The organism is Frigoribacterium sp. AC512 (assembly GCF_979258295.1).
In genome coordinates, this window is record NZ_OZ409850.1 from 1,504,305 (window position 1) to 1,520,568 (window position 16,264).

At 69.8% G+C, this 16,264-nt stretch carries 18 protein-coding genes; 10 read left to right on the forward strand and 8 right to left on the reverse strand.

Going from position 1 to position 16,264, the window contains the following annotated elements:
- The first annotated feature begins 162 nt into the window (after positions 1–162).
- From sufB to ACZZ97_RS06835, 5 genes are read left to right on the forward strand one after another with little or no spacing between them, the layout of a single operon-like run.
- On the forward strand, positions 163–1,581 hold the full coding sequence (sufB, locus tag ACZZ97_RS06815) for a Fe-S cluster assembly protein SufB (RefSeq protein WP_146900868.1): 1,419 nt from the start codon (positions 163–165) through the stop codon (positions 1,579–1,581).
- Complete coding sequence (gene sufD, locus ACZZ97_RS06820) at positions 1,582–2,805, forward strand: Fe-S cluster assembly protein SufD (RefSeq protein ID WP_463472660.1); 1,224 nt, start codon at positions 1,582–1,584, stop codon at positions 2,803–2,805. It abuts the gene before it with no gap.
- The gene (locus tag ACZZ97_RS06825) at positions 2,805–3,140 is read left to right on the forward strand and encodes a non-heme iron oxygenase ferredoxin subunit (protein WP_463472661.1); all 336 of its coding nucleotides are present in this window, start codon (positions 2,805–2,807) and stop codon (positions 3,138–3,140) included. The genes sufD and ACZZ97_RS06825 overlap by 1 nt, the downstream gene beginning before the upstream one ends.
- Positions 3,141–3,152: 12 nt before the next feature.
- Positions 3,153–3,944, forward strand: coding sequence for a Fe-S cluster assembly ATPase SufC (gene sufC, locus ACZZ97_RS06830; protein WP_314101325.1), 792 nt, complete (start codon positions 3,153–3,155; stop codon positions 3,942–3,944).
- 2 nt (positions 3,945–3,946) lie between these two features.
- On the forward strand, positions 3,947–4,279 hold the full coding sequence (locus ACZZ97_RS06835; protein ID WP_146900878.1) for a metal-sulfur cluster assembly factor: 333 nt from the start codon (positions 3,947–3,949) through the stop codon (positions 4,277–4,279).
- 81 nt (positions 4,280–4,360) lie between these two features.
- On the opposite strand, the gene ACZZ97_RS06840 is transcribed toward ACZZ97_RS06835, so the two are convergent.
- The gene (locus ACZZ97_RS06840) at positions 4,361–4,966 is read right to left on the reverse strand and encodes a biotin transporter BioY (RefSeq protein ID WP_194612137.1); all 606 of its coding nucleotides are present in this window, start codon (positions 4,964–4,966) and stop codon (positions 4,361–4,363) included.
- A gap of 150 nt (positions 4,967–5,116) precedes the next feature.
- Between ACZZ97_RS06840 and ACZZ97_RS06845 the strand changes: the two genes are divergently transcribed.
- Positions 5,117–6,715 (forward strand): ABC-F family ATP-binding cassette domain-containing protein, encoded by a 1,599-nt coding sequence (locus ACZZ97_RS06845; protein WP_123545786.1) that lies wholly within the window; start codon positions 5,117–5,119, stop codon positions 6,713–6,715.
- Positions 6,716–6,771: 56 nt separating this feature from the next.
- On the opposite strand, the gene ACZZ97_RS06850 is transcribed toward ACZZ97_RS06845, so the two are convergent.
- The 3 genes from ACZZ97_RS06850 to ACZZ97_RS06860 all read right to left on the reverse strand — a co-directional run bounded on the left by ACZZ97_RS06850 (position 6,772) and on the right by ACZZ97_RS06860 (position 8,227).
- Positions 6,772–7,644 (reverse strand): SURF1 family cytochrome oxidase biogenesis protein, encoded by an 873-nt coding sequence (locus ACZZ97_RS06850; protein ID WP_463472662.1) that lies wholly within the window; start codon positions 7,642–7,644, stop codon positions 6,772–6,774.
- Positions 7,641–7,817, reverse strand: coding sequence for a hypothetical protein (locus ACZZ97_RS06855; protein WP_399540006.1), 177 nt, complete (start codon positions 7,815–7,817; stop codon positions 7,641–7,643). The genes ACZZ97_RS06850 and ACZZ97_RS06855 overlap by 4 nt, the downstream gene beginning before the upstream one ends.
- Positions 7,818–7,885: 68 nt before the next feature.
- Positions 7,886–8,227, reverse strand: coding sequence for a DUF3099 domain-containing protein (locus tag ACZZ97_RS06860; RefSeq protein WP_314101334.1), 342 nt, complete (start codon positions 8,225–8,227; stop codon positions 7,886–7,888).
- A 126-nt stretch (positions 8,228–8,353) separates the two neighbouring features.
- Here ACZZ97_RS06860 and fabG point away from each other — a divergent pair, with 126 nt between their 5' ends.
- Positions 8,354–9,064 (forward strand): 3-oxoacyl-ACP reductase FabG, encoded by a 711-nt coding sequence (fabG, locus tag ACZZ97_RS06865; protein ID WP_463472663.1) that lies wholly within the window; start codon positions 8,354–8,356, stop codon positions 9,062–9,064.
- Positions 9,065–9,142: 78 nt separating this feature from the next.
- Here fabG and serB read toward each other — a convergent pair whose 3' ends face one another.
- Both serB and ACZZ97_RS06875 read right to left on the reverse strand, forming a co-directional pair.
- On the reverse strand, positions 9,143–9,781 hold the full coding sequence (serB, locus tag ACZZ97_RS06870) for a phosphoserine phosphatase SerB (protein ID WP_314101337.1): 639 nt from the start codon (positions 9,779–9,781) through the stop codon (positions 9,143–9,145).
- 100 nt (positions 9,782–9,881) lie between these two features.
- The gene (locus ACZZ97_RS06875) at positions 9,882–11,123 is read right to left on the reverse strand and encodes a glucose-1-phosphate adenylyltransferase (protein ID WP_146900896.1); all 1,242 of its coding nucleotides are present in this window, start codon (positions 11,121–11,123) and stop codon (positions 9,882–9,884) included.
- Between the two features lie 47 nt (positions 11,124–11,170).
- Here ACZZ97_RS06875 and glgA point away from each other — a divergent pair, with 47 nt between their 5' ends.
- The 3 genes from glgA to ACZZ97_RS06890 all read left to right on the forward strand — a co-directional run bounded on the left by glgA (position 11,171) and on the right by ACZZ97_RS06890 (position 13,537).
- A complete protein-coding gene (gene glgA, locus ACZZ97_RS06880; protein ID WP_314101340.1) occupies positions 11,171–12,355 on the forward strand; it encodes a glycogen synthase in 1,185 nt (394 codons plus the stop codon).
- A gap of 10 nt (positions 12,356–12,365) precedes the next feature.
- Positions 12,366–13,151, forward strand: coding sequence for an ABC transporter ATP-binding protein (locus ACZZ97_RS06885; RefSeq protein WP_463472664.1), 786 nt, complete (start codon positions 12,366–12,368; stop codon positions 13,149–13,151).
- Positions 13,152–13,288: 137 nt separating this feature from the next.
- Positions 13,289–13,537 (forward strand): type B 50S ribosomal protein L31, encoded by a 249-nt coding sequence (locus ACZZ97_RS06890; protein ID WP_043594989.1) that lies wholly within the window; start codon positions 13,289–13,291, stop codon positions 13,535–13,537.
- A 136-nt stretch (positions 13,538–13,673) separates the two neighbouring features.
- Here the strand turns inward: ACZZ97_RS06890 and ACZZ97_RS06895 are convergent, their stop codons facing one another.
- Entirely contained in the window at positions 13,674–14,384 is a 711-nt protein-coding gene (locus ACZZ97_RS06895; RefSeq protein ID WP_233569040.1) for a 3'-5' exonuclease, read from the reverse strand.
- 81 nt (positions 14,385–14,465) lie between these two features.
- On the reverse strand, positions 14,466–16,202 hold the full coding sequence (gene treS / locus ACZZ97_RS06900; RefSeq protein ID WP_463472665.1) for a maltose alpha-D-glucosyltransferase: 1,737 nt from the start codon (positions 16,200–16,202) through the stop codon (positions 14,466–14,468).
- Between the last annotated feature and the right edge of the window lie 62 nt (positions 16,203–16,264).

Consider the following 16,264-nt stretch of genomic DNA (forward strand, 5'->3'; position numbering starts at 1 on the left):
CTCACATCAGTCTAAGCAACGCTGGCTCCGCCTCCGCTCCACGCAGGCAGCCGTCGGAGCTCGACCGGGAGTCCGTCTCGCAGCGCGAGCAGCTGGGCCCCCATCCGACGGGGAATGGTCACGACCCGACCCACGTTCGGCCCAGCAGAGAAAGAGGTAGTCATGTCAGACGTGTTGATCGACCGACCAGAGCTCGAGAGCCTGGGGCAGTACGAGTTCGGCTGGTCCGACTCCGACGCAGCGGGCGCCTCCGCGCGCCGTGGAGTGTCGCCCGAGGTGGTGACCGACATCTCGGCGCTGAAGAGCGAACCGGAGTGGATGCTCAAGAACCGGCTCAAGGGCCTGGCGCTCTTCGAGCGGAAGCCCATGCCGACCTGGGGCGCCGACCTCTCCGGCATCGACTTCGACAACATCAAGTACTTCGTCCGCTCCACCGAGAAGCAGGCGACGACGTGGGAGGAACTCCCCGACGACATCAAGAACACGTACGAGAAGCTCGGCATCCCCGAGGCGGAGCGCAACCGCCTCGTCGCGGGCGTCGCCGCCCAGTACGAGTCCGAGGTCGTCTACCACCAGATCCGCGAGGACCTGGAGGAGCAGGGCGTCATCTTCATGGACACCGACACGGCCCTCCGCGAGCACCCCGAGATCTTCCAGGAGTACTTCGGCACGGTGATCCCGGCCGGCGACAACAAGTTCGCCGCCTTGAACACGGCCGTCTGGTCGGGCGGCTCGTTCGTCTACGTGCCGAAGGGCGTCCGGGTCGAGATCCCGCTGCAGGCCTACTTCCGCATCAACACCGAGAACATGGGCCAGTTCGAGCGGACGCTGATCATCGCCGACGAGGGCAGCTACGTCCACTACATCGAGGGCTGCACGGCGCCGATCTACAAGAGCGACTCGCTGCACTCGGCCGTCGTCGAGATCATCGTGAAGAAGAACGCCCGCGTTCGGTACACCACGATCCAGAACTGGTCGAACAACGTCTACAACCTGGTGACCAAGCGCGCCATCGCCCACGAGGGCGCGACCATGGAGTGGATCGACGGCAACATCGGCTCCAAGGTGACGATGAAGTACCCCTCGATCTACCTCGTCGGCGAGCACGCCAAGGGCGAGACCCTGTCCGTCGCCTTCGCGGGTCCCGGCCAGCACCAGGACGCCGGCGCGAAGATGATCCACATGGCGCCCTACACGACGTCGTCGATCGTCTCCAAGTCGATCGCCCGGGGCGGCGGCCGCGCCGGGTACCGCGGTGAGGTCCGCGTCGACGACGCGGCACACCACTCCGCCAACACGGTGCGCTGCGACGCGCTGCTGGTCGACACCATCTCGCGGTCCGACACCTACCCGGCGATCGACATCCGCGTCGACGACGTGCAGCTCGGCCACGAGGCGACGGTGTCCCGGGTCAGCGAGGAACAGCTCTTCTACCTCATGTCGCGAGGCATGGCGGAGGACGAGGCAATGGCCATGATCGTGCGCGGGTTCATCGAGCCGATCGCCCGGGAGCTGCCGATGGAGTACGCCCTCGAGCTCAACAAGCTCATCGAGATGAGCATGGAAGGATCAGTCGGCTAGATGTCCGCCGCAGCACCCACCACCACAGACACCGCGCCCGAGGGCGTCCAGCACGGCGCAGGGGCGCACAGCGACGGCGGATGGGGCCTCGTGCCCGTCCAGACCCGTTCTGGCCGCTTCCGCTCCACCGACCCTGCAGCCTTCGCGGCCGTCACCGGCCGCGAGGTCGACTGGAAGCTCAGTCCCGTCGACCGCCTCCGCCCGCTCATCGACGGACCGCTCGACGGCTCGCCGTACGCGTACCTCGCCCGGGAGACCGGCGGGGCGGCCGTCGAGTGGCTCGACCGGGCCGACGCCCGCGTGGGGCGTGCCGGCGCGCCGGAGGACAAGGCCTCGGCGAACGCCTGGGCCTCGACCGAGAAGGTCCTCGTCGTGACCCTGACCGGCGACGAGCCGTCCACGGTCACGATCGGTCGGAGCGGCCTCGACCGCGAGCCGCGTGCCGGCCACACCGTCATCCACGCGACCGCGAACACCCGCTCGCTGGTCGTGCTCCGCAACACGGGCTCGGCGCAGCTGGTCGAGAACGTCGAGATCGTCGTCGACGACGGGGCGCACCTGACCGTCGTCAGCCTGCAGGAGTGGGACGACGACGCGATCCACCTGGCGAGCCACTTCGCGACCATCGGTCGCGACGCCCAGCTCAAGCACTTCGTCGTCTCGCTCGGCGGCTCGATCGTGCGCGTCAATCCCTCGGCCCATCTGGCCGGGCAGGGCTCGGACACCGAGCTCTACGGCGTCTACTTCGCCGACGCGGGCCAGCACCTCGAGCAGCAGGTCTACGTGCACCACGACGCCCCCAACAGCCGCAGCCGCGTCAACTACAAGGGCGCGCTGCAGGGCGTGGGCGCCCGCACGGTCTGGATCGGCGACGTGTTGATCGCCCGCACCGCACCCGGGACCGACAGCTACGAGCAGAACCGCAACCTCGTCCTCAGCGAGGGCACGCGGGCTGACTCGATCCCGAACCTGGAGATCGAGACGGGCGACATCGCCGGGGCCGGCCACGCCAGCGCCACCGGTCGGTTCGACGACGAGCACCTCTTCTACCTGCAGTCGCGCGGCATCTCGGAGCACGAGGCACGTCGGCTCGTCGTCCTCGGGTTCCTCAGCGAGGTCGTGCAGAAGATCGGCGAGCCCGAGCTGCAGGAACGTCTCATCGACGCACTCGAGGTCGAGCTCACCGCAGGTGAGGGCCTCCCGACGGCAGGCGGCGCCGCCTGATGGCCGGGGTCAAGGTCTGCGGCGTCGACGACGTCACGCCGGCCCAGGCGATGCGCGTCGTCGTCGACGGAGTCGCCGTCGCCGTCGTCAAGGACAGCTCGGGCGACATCCACGCGATCGGCGACACCTGCACCCACGGCGACATCTCGCTCTCCGAGGGCTTCGTCGAGGACGACACGCTCGAGTGCTGGGCGCACGGCTCCAAGTTCGAGCTGACGTCCGGCAAGCCGCTCACACTCCCTGCCTACGAACCCGTACCGGTCTTCCGTGTCACCGTCGTCGACGGTGACGTGTACGTCGACACCACCGCGTCGTCCGCCGACGTCGCACAGTAAGGAAAAGAACGCATGTCCACTCTCGAGATCCGCGACCTCAAGGTCAGCATCGACACCGACCAGGGCGTCAAGCCCATCCTCAAGGGCGTCGACCTCACCATCAACGAGGGCGAGATCCACGCCGTCATGGGCCCGAACGGCTCCGGCAAGTCCACCCTCGCCTACACGATCGCCGGTCACCCCCGCTACAACGTCGACGGCGGCAGCATCCTGCTCGACGGTCGCGAGGTCCTCGACATGTCGGTCGACGAGCGAGCCAAGGCCGGTCTCTTCCTGGCCATGCAGTACCCGGTCGAGATCCCCGGCGTGACGGTCGCGAACTTCCTGCGCACCGCCAAGACCGCCCTGGACGGCGAGGCTCCCGCGATCCGTACCTGGATCAAGGACCTCCGCACCCACATGAGCGACCTCAAGATGGACGCCTCGTTCGCCGAGCGCAACGTCAACGAGGGCTTCTCGGGCGGCGAGAAGAAGCGTCACGAGATCATGCAGCTCGAGCTGCTGAAACCGAAGTTCGCCGTGCTCGACGAGACCGATTCCGGTCTCGACGTCGACGCCCTCAAGATCGTCTCCGAGGGCGTCAACCGCGCCAAGGCCAACACGGGCCTCGGCCTGCTGATGATCACGCACTACACGCGGATCCTCCGGTACATCAAGCCCGACTTCGTCCACGTCTTCGTCGACGGCCACGTCGCCGAGCAGGGCGGCCCCGAGCTGGCCGACCGTCTCGAGGACGAGGGCTACGACCGCTACGTGTCCGCTGCGGCCGCCGCGGCGGCCGCGACGACGCCGGCGGTCAGCTGACCATGGCCGTCGCCCTCGCCCCGGAGAAGTTCGACGCCACGATCGAGGCTCTCAAGGAGGTCGTCGACCCCGAGCTCGGGGTCAACATCGTCGACCTCGGCCTCATCTACGACCTCGCCATGGACGAGGAGCACGAGAACGCCCTCATCATCAGCATGACGTTGACGTCGGCTGGCTGCCCGCTCACCGACGTGATCGAGGCCGACACGGCCAACGCCCTCGACGGCGTGGTCGACGCCTTCCGCATCAACTGGGTGTGGATGCCGCCGTGGGGCCCCGACCGGATCACCGACGACGGCCGCGACATGATGCGTGCCATCGGCTTCTCGATCTGATCCACCCCGCACACGAAGGACGCCCCCGGTCGATGACCGGGGGCGTCCTTCGTGTGCGCGCCCGCTGAGCGAGCGGCGCTCCTACTTGCCGAGACGCCCGAGCGCGCGCCAGGCGAGCGGCAGGGCCGACGCGGCGATCAGCCACTTCGCGACCCCGCCCACGATGAACGGGTACACGCCGAGCGCCAGGACGCTGCCGAGCGACGCGTCGATGCCGAGCGAGTTCAGCACGACCGCCATGTAGGGGAGTCCCGTGGCGAACGGGATCAGGCTGGCGAGGAAGAACGCGGCGGCGGACAGGGCCCACTTCTTGTCCCAGTCGCGCTGCGAGAGCCAGCCGATGACGAGCGCTGCCGGGACGAAGCCGAGGATGAAGCCGAAGCTCGGACGCAGCACGCTGAGCGGACCGCCGGAGAACTCGGCGAAGATCGGCAGCCCGGCGACGCCGAGGACGAGGTACGTGAGCATCGACAGGGCGCCGCGTCGGGCCCCCAGCGTGGCGCCGACGAGCATCACGGCCAGGGTCTGACCGGTGATCGGCACGGGCCACATGGGCACCTGCACCTGCGCGAGGGCCGACGTGAAGGCGACCCCGCCGAGCACCAGGGCGACGTCGGTGGCCCAGCTGCGGGCCACCAGCCGGTCGGCGAGGACCGGCCGCGAGATCGATGCGGCGGTGTCAGTCATGCAAGTCTCCTAGTATGGGTAGGTTGATCGGCCGAGCGGCTGGTCGGCAGCGCAGTGCTGCGACCCCTCTCCACGCGACGTCCTCATCCTAGAGGCGGCCCCACGCCGGGCCCCGTTGTGGACATCTCCCCAATCGATTGGACTTCTGCTGTGCTTTCCGTGCACGATCTCGAGATCCGCGTCGGCGCGCGTCTGCTCATGGCCGACGTGAGCTTCCGCGTCGACAAGGGCGACAAGATCGGTCTGGTCGGCCGCAACGGCGCCGGCAAGACCACCATGACCAAGACGCTCGCCGGCGAGACCCTCCCGACGGGCGGCAAGATCGACCGTCACGGCGAGATCGGCTACCTGCCGCAGGACCCTCGCAGCGGCAACCCGGAAGACCTCGCCCGCACGAGGATCCTCGACGCCCGCGGGCTCGGGCAGCTGCTGCTGGGCATCCAGGAGGCGACCCTCGCGATGGGCGATCCCGACCCGGACGTCGCAGCGCGGGCCATGAAGCGGTACGGCGACCTCGACGACCAGTTCAACGCCCTCGGGGGCTACGCCGCCGAGGCCGAGGCCGCCTCCATCGCCAGCAACCTGAGCCTGCCCGACCGCATCCTCGACCAGCCCCTCTCGACGCTGTCGGGCGGTCAGCGCCGACGCATCGAGCTCGCGCGCATCCTGTTCTCGGCCGCGGACACGATGATCCTCGACGAGCCCACCAACCACCTCGACGCCGACAGCGTCGTGTGGCTGCGCGAGTACCTCAAGACCTACCAGGGCGGCGTCATCGTGATCAGCCACGACATCGAGCTGGTCGAGGAGGTCGTGAACCGCGTCTTCTACCTCGACGCCAACCGCCAGGCCATCGACATCTACAACATGGGCTGGCGCAACTACCAGCGCCAGCGCGCCGCCGACGAGGAACGTCGCAAGAAGGAGCGCAGCAACGCCGAGAAGCAGGCGTCGGCGCTGCAGAAGCAGGCCGCGCGCTTCGGTGCGAAGGCCTCGAAGGCCGCCGCGGCCCACCAGATGGTCGCCCGAGCCGAGAAGCTGCTCTCCGGCCTCGAGGAGGTCCGCGCCGTCGACCGCGTCGCCAAGCTGCGGTTCCCCACCCCGGTCGCCTGCGGCAAGACGCCCCTGATGGCCTCGAACCTGTCGAAGAGCTACGGCTCGCTCGAGATCTTCACCGCCGTCGACCTCGCCATCGACCGGGGCTCGAAGGTCGTCATCCTCGGCCTGAACGGTGCCGGCAAGACCACCCTGCTGCGCATCCTGGCGAGCGTCGACGAGCCCGACACCGGCCAGCTGGAACCCGGGCACGGCCTGCGCGTGGGCTACTACGCCCAGGAGCACGAGACGATCGACGTCAAGCGCAGCGTCCTCGAGAACATGGTGTCGTCCTCGCCGAACATCACCGAGATGGAGGCGCGGCGCGTGCTCGGCTCGTTCCTGTTCACGGGAGACGACTCGGCCAAGCCTGCCGGTGTGCTCTCCGGTGGAGAGAAGACCCGCCTCGCGCTGGCGATGATCGTCGTCTCGGGCGCGAACGTGCTGCTGCTCGACGAGCCCACGAACAACCTCGACCCCGCCAGCCGCCTCGAGATCCTCGACGCCCTGGCGAACTACGAGGGCGCCGTCGTGCTCGTGAGCCACGACGAGGGCGCCGTCGAGGCGCTGAACCCCGAGCGCGTCCTCATCATGCCCGAGGGAACCGAGGACCACTGGACCCCGGACTACTCCGACTTGATCAACCTGGCCTGAGACCGTCCGGCGTCACCGGGGGCGTCCGCCCCGACGCCGACCGGGCGCTGACGACCTCAGCGCCCGGCGGCGTCGAGCAGCTCGTCTTCCTCTTCGTGATCCGCACGGGGACGCGACGCACGCCGACGCTCGCGCTCGGCCGCTTCCTCCGGGGTCTCGTCGTCGGCGGCGTCCAGCAGCTTGTTCCGCCTCTCTTGCCGGAACACGTAGAACAGGAACCCGAACGCGCCGACCGCGAACATGATCCACTGCACGAAGTACGACAGGTTGAGGCCGGTGTCGATCTCCGGCGCGCTGGCCTTCACGGGAGCGGTCGCGGGGGTCGGGTCCTCTGAGGCGAGCAGGCCGTAGCTCGCGTCGTAGATCTGGCCGTCGACCCGCTTCTGCACCTCGCTGAGCTGGATCGTGGCGATCTGGTTCGTGCCGGGGACGCCGGTCCGGTCGCCGAGCGCGGGCTCGCCCGGCTTGAGCCGTGCGGTCACGGTGACCTCGCCGGTCGGCGGGGCGGGGACGACGTCGGGAGCGTCCTGGTCGTTCCCGGTCGGGACCCAGCCGCGGTCGATCACGAAGACGTCGCCGCCGCTCACCTGGAACGGCACGAGCACGTCGAAGCCGGGCTGGCCGTTCAGGGGGCGGTTGCGGACGAGCAGCTCCTCGTCGACGAGGTAGCGACCGGTCATCGAGACGGGCTGCCACTCGAGGGCGGGGTCGTACGAGCCCAGCTCGGGCACCGCCTCCTGCAGGGGGATCGGAGCGGCGTCGTACCGCTGCTCGAGCTGGTGGACGACCGCCATCTTCTCTTCGTGACGACTCCACTGCCAATGGGCGAGGAGGCCGCAGATGACCGCGAAGACCACCACGACGGCGAGGTAGCCCAGCCACTTGGAGGCGGTGGCCGGGCGAGCCTCCGACGCCTGCGGGGCGCTCAACGCGCCTCCTGCTCGACCCGGTCGACCGTCTCGCCCGCAGGCGTCAGGACGACCGGGAAGTCACGGGCCCGGAGGAACTCGGCGAGGTAGCCGACGTGCTCGTCGCAGGCGGACCAGACCTTGACGCGTTCGAGGCCGTGGATCTTGGGGTTGCGCCAGTTGACCGCGTGCACGGCGGCTGCAGTGCACCCTGACCGGGAGCACTGCACGTCGCCAGGGCCCTGCTGCCCGAGGCCGAGCATCACCGGGGCACTCCGTCCGAGCCGACGACGGGGTCGTCGTCCGGGTCGTGGGGGGCCGGGGGAGTCCACGGCTGCTGAGGCCCCCGGTAGACCTCGAGGCCCCCGGGCCGCTCGACGTCCTGACCGCTCTCGTGGCCGACGTTGGCCAGCACCACGGCCACGTACGGGATGACGACGGCACCGAAGACGGGGATGAGCGTCCACCAGCTGAGCGGGATGACGAAGCAGAAGATGATGCAGACGATGCGGATGCCCGTGGCCAGCAGGTACCGACGCATGCGGGCATGGCGATCGTCGGCGGGCGACGGGGGGAGCGTGGTGATCGGGGTGGATGTCTTCATGGCCTCACGGGCTCGGGACGCCGAGGGTCGGCGGTTGACTAGATCGTAATCCCGGCGTCCGACAGTAGGCTGGCACGCGGTCCACGGACCCGAGCACCCCTGACGCCCACACCGAGGAGCACCATCATGACCACCCCCCGCACCGTCCTCGTCACCGGCGGCAACCGAGGGATCGGCTTCGCGATCGCCGAGGAGTTCGTCGCCCAGGGCCACCGCGTCGCCGTCACCGCACGCAGCGGCCAGGGCCCCGAGGGCAGCTTCACGGTCGTCGCCGACGTGACCGACGCCGCGAGCGTCGACGCCGCCTTCACCGCCGTCGAGGCCGAGCTCGGCCCGGTCGAGGTCGTCGTCGCCAACGCGGGCATCACGAAGGACGGCCTGCTCATGCGCATGACCGAGGAGGACTTCACCTCGGTCGTCGACACGAACCTCGGCGGGGCGTTCCGCGTCGTCAAGCGCGCTTCCAAGGGCATGCTCAAGGCCCGGTTCGGTCGCATCGTCCTGGTCTCGAGCGTCGTCGGCCTGCTCGGCGGCGCCGGCCAGGCGAACTACTCGGCGTCGAAGGCGGCCCTGGTGGGCTTCGCGCGGTCGTTGACGAGGGAGGTGGGCGCCCGCGGCATCACCGCCAACGTCGTCGCCCCGGGGTTCGTGGAGACCGACATGACGGCCGTCCTGCCCGACGAGCAGCAGGCCGACTACAAGAAGAGCATCCCCGCGCGACGCTTCGGCACGGCCTCGGAGGTCGCCAAGGCGATCGCGTGGCTCGCGAGCGACGACGCCGGCTACATCTCCGGCGCGGTCGTGCCGGTCGACGGCGGCCTCGGGATGGGCCACTAGGGCCACAGCGGCCTCACTGCACCGCGACGTCGCCGAGCGACGCGTCGCCAGGCCCGGGCCCAGGCCCGGACCGCCTGCTCAGCCGCGGAGGCCGAGCAGCGGCAGGACCTGCGACAGGTCGCAGTGCGTCACGACCAGGTCCGCGTGGTCGCGCACCCGGGGCTTGGCGTTGAACGCCACCGAGAGCGCCGCGGCGTCCATCATCAGCAGGTCGTTCGCCCCGTCGCCGACCGCGACCGTGTGGGCAGGGGCGACCCTCGCCTCCTCGGCCCACTCGCGGAGTGCGGCGGCCTTGCCCGCGGCGTCGACGACCGGACCGTCGACCCGCCCGGTCAGGGCGCCGTCGACGACCTCGAGCCGGTTGGCGCGCCAGAAGTCGAGCCCGAGGCTCTCCGCGATCGGGTCGAGCACCTCGTGGAACCCGCCCGAGACGACGCCGATCACGCTGCCGTGGGCGTGCAGGCCGGCGACCAGCTCGGGCACGCCGGCCGTGAGGCGGATCCGGGACGCGGCCTCGGCGAACACCGTCGAGGGCAGCCCCGCCAGGGTCGCGACGCGCGCGTGCAGGCTCTCGGCGAAGTCGAGTTCGCCGGCCATCGCGCGCTCGGTGATGGCGGCGACCTCGTCCCGCGCACCTGCGGCGTCGGCGAGGAGCTCGATGACCTCGTCCTCGATGAGCGTGGAGTCGACGTCGAGGACGGTCAGGAAGCGGGGCACGCGATCACCCTAGTGTCCGGCCGCCGGACGGCCGGACGGCGCCGTCATCCTTCGTCACGAGGTGGACGAGGCGGCGGCGCCGTCGGCGGCGGGACAGGGGCTACTGGTCGACGCGGACGCCCTTGCCGACGACCGTGATGCCCGAGGGCGTCACCGTGAAGCCCCTGGCGCGGTCAGCCTCGGCGTCGACGCCGACGGAGGCCCCCTCGGCGATGACCACGTCCTTGTCGAGGATGGCCCTGTTCACGGTCGCGTTCGGCCCGATGTGGGCCCGCTCGAAGACGATCGAGTCGACGACGCGCGAGCCGGAGTCGAGGGTGCACCACGGACCGAGGACGCTGCGCTCGACGTGCGCGCCGGAGAGGAGCGATCCGAGCGAGACCACCGAGTCGATGGTCGTGCCGAGGTTGCCCAGTCCGTCGCGGACGAACTTGGCCGGCGGGGAGTTGAGCTGCTGGCTGAAGATCGGCCAGTCGGTGTTGTAGAGGTTGAAGATCGGCAGGGCCGAGATCAGGTCGCGGTGCGCGTCGTAGAACGAGTCGATGGTGCCGACGTCGCGCCAGTAGTAGCGGTCGCGCTCGGTCGAGCCGGGCACCTCGTTGCGGTTCAGGTCGTAGACGGCAGCGTCGCCGCGGGACACGAAGTCGGGGACGATGTCGCCGCCCATGTCGTGGTCCGAGTCGGCCTTCTCGCCGTCGCGGAGCACCGCGTCGATGAGCACGTCGGCGTCGAACACGTAGTTGCCCATGGACGCGAGGATCTCGTCGGGGGAGTCGGGCAGTCCCGTGGCATCCTTCGGCTTCTCCAGGAACCGGCCGATGCGCGTCGGGTCGTCGGGGTCCACCTCGATGACGCCGAACTGGTCGGCCAGCGAGATCGGCTGGCGGATGGCCGCGACGGTGACGCCGGCGCCCGAGGCGATGTGCGCCTCCACCATCTGCTCGAAGTCCATCCGGTAGACGTGGTCCGCGCCGACCACGACGACGATGTCGGGCTTCTCGTCGCGGAGCAGGTTGAGGCTCTGGAGGATGGCGTCGGCACTGCCGGCGAACCAGCGCTTGCCGAGGCGCTGCTGTGCGGGCACGGAGGCGACGTACGCGCCGAGCAGCCCCTCGATCGACCAGGTCTGCGAGACGTGGCGGTCGAGGCTGTGCGACTTGTACTGCGTCAGCACGACGATCTGACGCAGGCCCGAGTTGATGAGGTTCGAGAGCGCGAAGTCGATGAGGCGGTAGTTGCCGCCGAACGGGACGGCGGGCTTCGCCCGGTCAGCGGTCAGGGGCATGAGGCGCTTGCCCTCGCCCCCGGCCAGGACGATGCCGAAGATCTTCTTTGATGCCATGGGGCCAGAATGGCACGTTTCTCCGGTGCACGACTACGGTGATGCTCGTGCGAGTCGATGTCATCACCAAGGAATATCCGCCGAACGTCTACGGAGGCGCCGGCGTCCACGTCGTCGAGCTCGCGAAGGCGCTGAGGCAGTCGATCGAGGTGCAGGTCCGGGCCTTCGGCGACGTGGACCCCGAGCCCGACACGACGGGCTACCCGGACCTGGCCGAGCTCGCCCAGGTCAACGGTGCGCTCCGCACCCTCGGCACCGACGTCCGCATCGCCCAGGACGTGGCGGGCGCCGACATCGTGCACAGCCACACCTGGTACGCGAACGCGGCCGGCCAGCTCGCCCAGATGCTGCACGACGTGCCGCACGTGCTCACGGCGCACAGCCTCGAGCCGCTCCGCCCCTGGAAGGCCGAGCAGCTCGGCGGCGGCTACCGCGTGTCGAGCTGGATCGAGCGCCAGGCCTACGAGACGGCCGATGCCGTGATCGCCGTCAGCGAGGGGATGCGCCGCGACATCCTGCGCTCCTACCCCGGCATCGACGAGCAGAAGGTCAGCGTCGTCTACAACGGCATCGACCTCGAGGCGTGGCAGCGCGTCGACGACGCCGACCTGGTGCGCGAGCTCGGCATCGACCCCGATCGCCCCTCGGTCGTCTTCGTCGGGCGCATCACCCGCCAGAAGGGCCTGCCGTACCTGCTGCGCGCGGCCAAGCTGCTGCCCGCGGACGTCCAGCTGGTGCTCTGCGCCGGCGCACCCGACACCCCCGAGATCATGGCGGAGGTGAGCGGCCTGGTCCGCGAACTGCAGGAGGAGCGGACCGGCGTCGTCTGGATCGAGAAGATCCTGCCTCGTCACCAGCTCAGCGCCGTCCTCAGCGCCGCCACGACCTTCGTCTGCCCGTCCGTCTACGAGCCGCTCGGCATCGTCAACCTCGAGGCCATGGCCTGTGGCGTGCCTGTGGTCGGGTCGGACACCGGCGGGATCCCCGAGGTCGTGGCCGACGGCCTCACCGGCCGCATCGTCCCGCTCGAGCAGGCGCAGGACGGCACGGGGACTCCACTCGACCCCGACCAGTTCGTCGCCGACCTCGCTCGCATCCTCACCGAGGTCGTCTCCGACCCGGCGCTCGCCCGGTTGATGGGGCGGGCGGGCCGGATGCGCGCCGAGAGCGAGTTCTCCTGGACGCGGATCGCTGACCGCACCCTCCAGGTCTACGGCTCCCTGCGTCGATAGGCTGTCGAGCATGCCTACCGTCCTGCAGCTGACCGATGTCTCCCTCGTCCGCGGCGGCGTCCCCGTCGTCGACTCGCTGACCTGGACCGTCGACTCGGACGAGCGGTGGATCGTGCTGGGGCCGAACGGCGCCGGGAAGTCCTCCCTCCTCCAGGTGGCGGCGGCACAGACTCACCCGAGCTCCGGCACCGCCGAGGTGCTCGGCGGCGACCTGGGCTCCGTCGACCTCTTCGACCTCCGCCCGCGCATCGGCTTCGCCTCGACGACGATCGCCCGGCGCATCCCGGCCAAGGAGAAGGTCGTCGACGTCGTCCTCACCGCCGCCTACTCGGTCACCGGCCGCTGGAACGAGGAGTACGAGGGCGTCGACGTGCGTCGTGCCCACCGCGTGCTCGACGAGTGGAGCCTCGACCACCTGTCGGAGCGCACCTTCGGCGAGCTGAGCGACGGTGAGCAGAAGCGCGTCCAGATCGCGCGTGCGGTCATGACCGACCCCGAGCTCCTGCTGCTCGACGAGCCGGCCGCGAGCCTCGACCTCGGGGCCCGAGAAGAGCTGCTGCGGATGCTGTCCGGCTACGCGCAGTCCGAGGGCGCCCCCGCCATCGTCATGGTCACCCACCACGTCGAGGAGATCCCGCGCGGCTTCACGCACGCGCTCCTCCTCGACCACGGCTCCGTCGTGGCCGCCGGCCCGATCGACGAGGTCGTGACGGCCGAGACCCTCGGCGCCACCTTCGGCGTCGAGCTCGAGGTCACCTCGGAGGGCGGCCGCTACACGGCTCGCGCCGCCCGCTGACGGGTCCACGTCGCCGGACGGTTCGTTCCTCGGATCGGGGCCGCGCGTCTGGTATCGTTGACAGCTGGTCCTGCGCATGCGTGCGCAGCGCCTCCTCGAACTTCACACCACCATCCACCGCTAGACCTAGGACTCTCATGAAGACCGACATCCACCCCGAGTACAAGCAGATCGTCTTCCGCGACCTCGCATCGGGCGCCACGTTCCTCACGCGCTCCACGACGACGAGCGACAAGACCATCGAGCTGGACGGGGAGACCTACCCGGTCATCGACGTCGAGATCTCGTCCGAGTCGCACCCGTTCTACACGGGCAAGCAGCGCATCCTCGACTCGGCCGGTCGCGTCGAGAAGTTCAACTCGCGCTACAAGAACTTCGGCAAGTAGGCAGCACCTACCAGGGCACGTGCCCTGGTCACCGCGAGAGGCGGTCCACTTCGGTGGACCGCCTCTCGTCGTCTGCGCGGGCGCCGCGGGAGGCGGCCAGGCCGTCTGAACTCAGGAGGCGGCCAGGCCGTCCGACTCAGGAGGCGGGCAGCGAGCGGTGCGGCCACTCGCCGGACGTCGTGAACGTCGGGTCCTTGCGGCGCATGTACTCCTGGAACGACGCCGCCTGGGTCGAGCACCAGCCGACCTGCAGGTCGTGCAGGTCGGTGGTCGGCACGTCGAGCTGGTCGGGGTACCGCTTGGCCATCGCCTGGGCGACGCGACCCGCAGCCACGGCGTCCGCACCGGCGTCGTGCGCGTCGTCGAGGACCACGCCGTAGACGCCGGCGGCGGCCTCGAGGGTGCGCTTGCCCTTGCGGAAGCGGTCGACGGCCTTGTCGATGACGAGCGGATCGACGACGCAGCCGATCTCGCCGACCTCGCCGAGGGGCTCGATGCCGTGCCGACGCGCCTCGCGGTCGAGGAGGGTCAGGTCGTAGGGCGCGTTGTAGACGACGAGCGGCACGCCACGGGCGAAGACCGCCCTGACCGCGGCGACGATCTCGGCCACGACCTCGGCGGCGGGCCGCCCCTCGGCCCGCGCGCGCTCCGTCGAGATGCCGTGCACGGCGCTGGCCTGCTCGGGGATCTCGACGCCGGGGTCGGCCAGCCACTCGCCGTGCGCGACCGTCGCGCCCGTCGCGTCGATGAGGCCGACGTGAGCCGTGACGATCCGGGCCGTCTCGACGTCGATGCCGGTCGTCTCCAGGTCGAACACGCCGAGTGCCTTCCACCACGCCGACGGCAGGTCACCCGCCGCAGCGGGGGAGTCGAGGACAGGAGTGGACGGCACGGTCTCGGCAGGGTCGGTCTGGCTCACCCTCAGAGCCTAGGAGGCGCCGCCGACAGCAGCCGGCGCGGGGGGCACGTCGCCGACGTGCAGCCAGAAGAACTGCTGCGTGCCGAGCGTGATGGTGACCTTGCCCTCGTCGTCGAACGACGGGAACTGGGCCCCGCCGAAGAGGTCGAAGAGCGTCCGGCCCGCGAGGTGCGGTGCCGTGACGGTGACGGCGGACGGGTTGTGCGCGAACGAGAACACGCAGAGGACGTCCTCGGCGGAGGCGCCGAACTGGGTGCCCTCGCCCTCGTACGACCGGACGAACGCGAGCACCGACTCCTGGTCCGTCTCGGCCACCTCGAGGGTGCCGAGCCCGAACACCGGGTGCGCCTTGCGAACGTGGATGACGTTCCGCACCCAGTGCAGCAGCGACCGCGACTGGGCCAGCTGGCTCTCGACGTTGACCAGGTTGTAGTTGAAGACGAGCGACTGCACGACGGGCAGGAACAGCTTGCCCGGGTCGGCCGTCGAGAAGCCGGCGTTGCGGTCGGGCGTCCACTGCATCGGCGTGCGCGACGAGTCGCGGTCGGGCAGCCAGATGTTGTCGCCCATGCCGATCTCGTCGCCGTAGTACAGGAACGGGCTGCCGGGCAGCGCGAACAGCAGGGCGTGGACGAGCTCGAGCTCCGCCCGGGAGTTGTCGAGCAGGGGAGCGAGGCGGCGGCGGATGCCGATGTTCGAGCGCATCCGCGGGTCGTAGGCGTACCAGCCGTACATCGCCTGGCGGTACTCCTCGCTCACCATCTCGAGCGTCAGCTCGTCGTGGTTGCGGAGGAAGACGGCCCAGGCGGCGCCCGGCGGCACCTCGGTGGTCTCGGAGAGGATGCGCTTCAGCTCGGAGCCGTTCTGCGCCCTCAGCGAGTAGAAGATGCGGGGCATGACCGGGAAGTCGAAGGCCATGTGGCACTCGGGCTCTTCCTCGGTGCCGAAGAAGGCGGCCGTCTCGGCGGGCCACTGGTTCGCCTCGGCGATGAGCACGCGGCCGGGGAACTCGTCGTCGACCATGCGACGGAGCCGCTTGATGAACTCGTGGGTGGCGGGCTCGCCCTCGCCGTTGCCCTCCTCCGTCTCGAAGAGGTAGGGGATGGCGTCGAGCCGCAGGCCGTCGACGCCCAGGTCGAGCCAGTGCCGGACGACGTCGAAGACGGCCTCCTGAACGGCCGGGTTCTCGAAGTTCAGATCGGGCTGGTGCGAGAAGAAGCGGTGGAAGAAGAACTGGCGGCGCACGGGGTCGAAGGTCCAGTTCGACTCTTCCGTGTCGACGAAGATGACGCGGATGTTCGAGTACTCCTCGTCGGTGTCGCGCCAGACGTAGAAGTCGCCGTAGGGGCCCTCGGGGTCCTCGCGGGACTGCTGGAACCACTCGTGCTGGTCCGACGTGTGGTTGAGCACCATGTCGATGACGATGCGCATGTTGCGCTCGTGCGACTTCGTCACGAGGTCGCGGAACTCGTCGAGGGTGCCGAACTCCGGCAGGATCGCCTTGTAGTCGGCGATGTCGTAGCCGCCGTCGCGCAGGGGCGACTGGAAGAACGGCGGGAGCCACAGGGCGTCGACCCCGAGCCACTGCAGGTAGTCGAGCCGCGAGAGCAGCCCCTGGAGGTCGCCGGCGCCGTCGCCGTTGCTGTCGACGAACGAGCGGACCATCACCTCGTAGAACACGGCACGTCGGTGCCATGCGGGATCGAGGGTCAGACCGGGCTGCTGGATGGGGGCAGTGAAGCTCACCCGGCCAACTCTAGGACGGCCGACGGCCGAGCGCGCGCGTTCCGCCAGGACCGCCTCCGTAG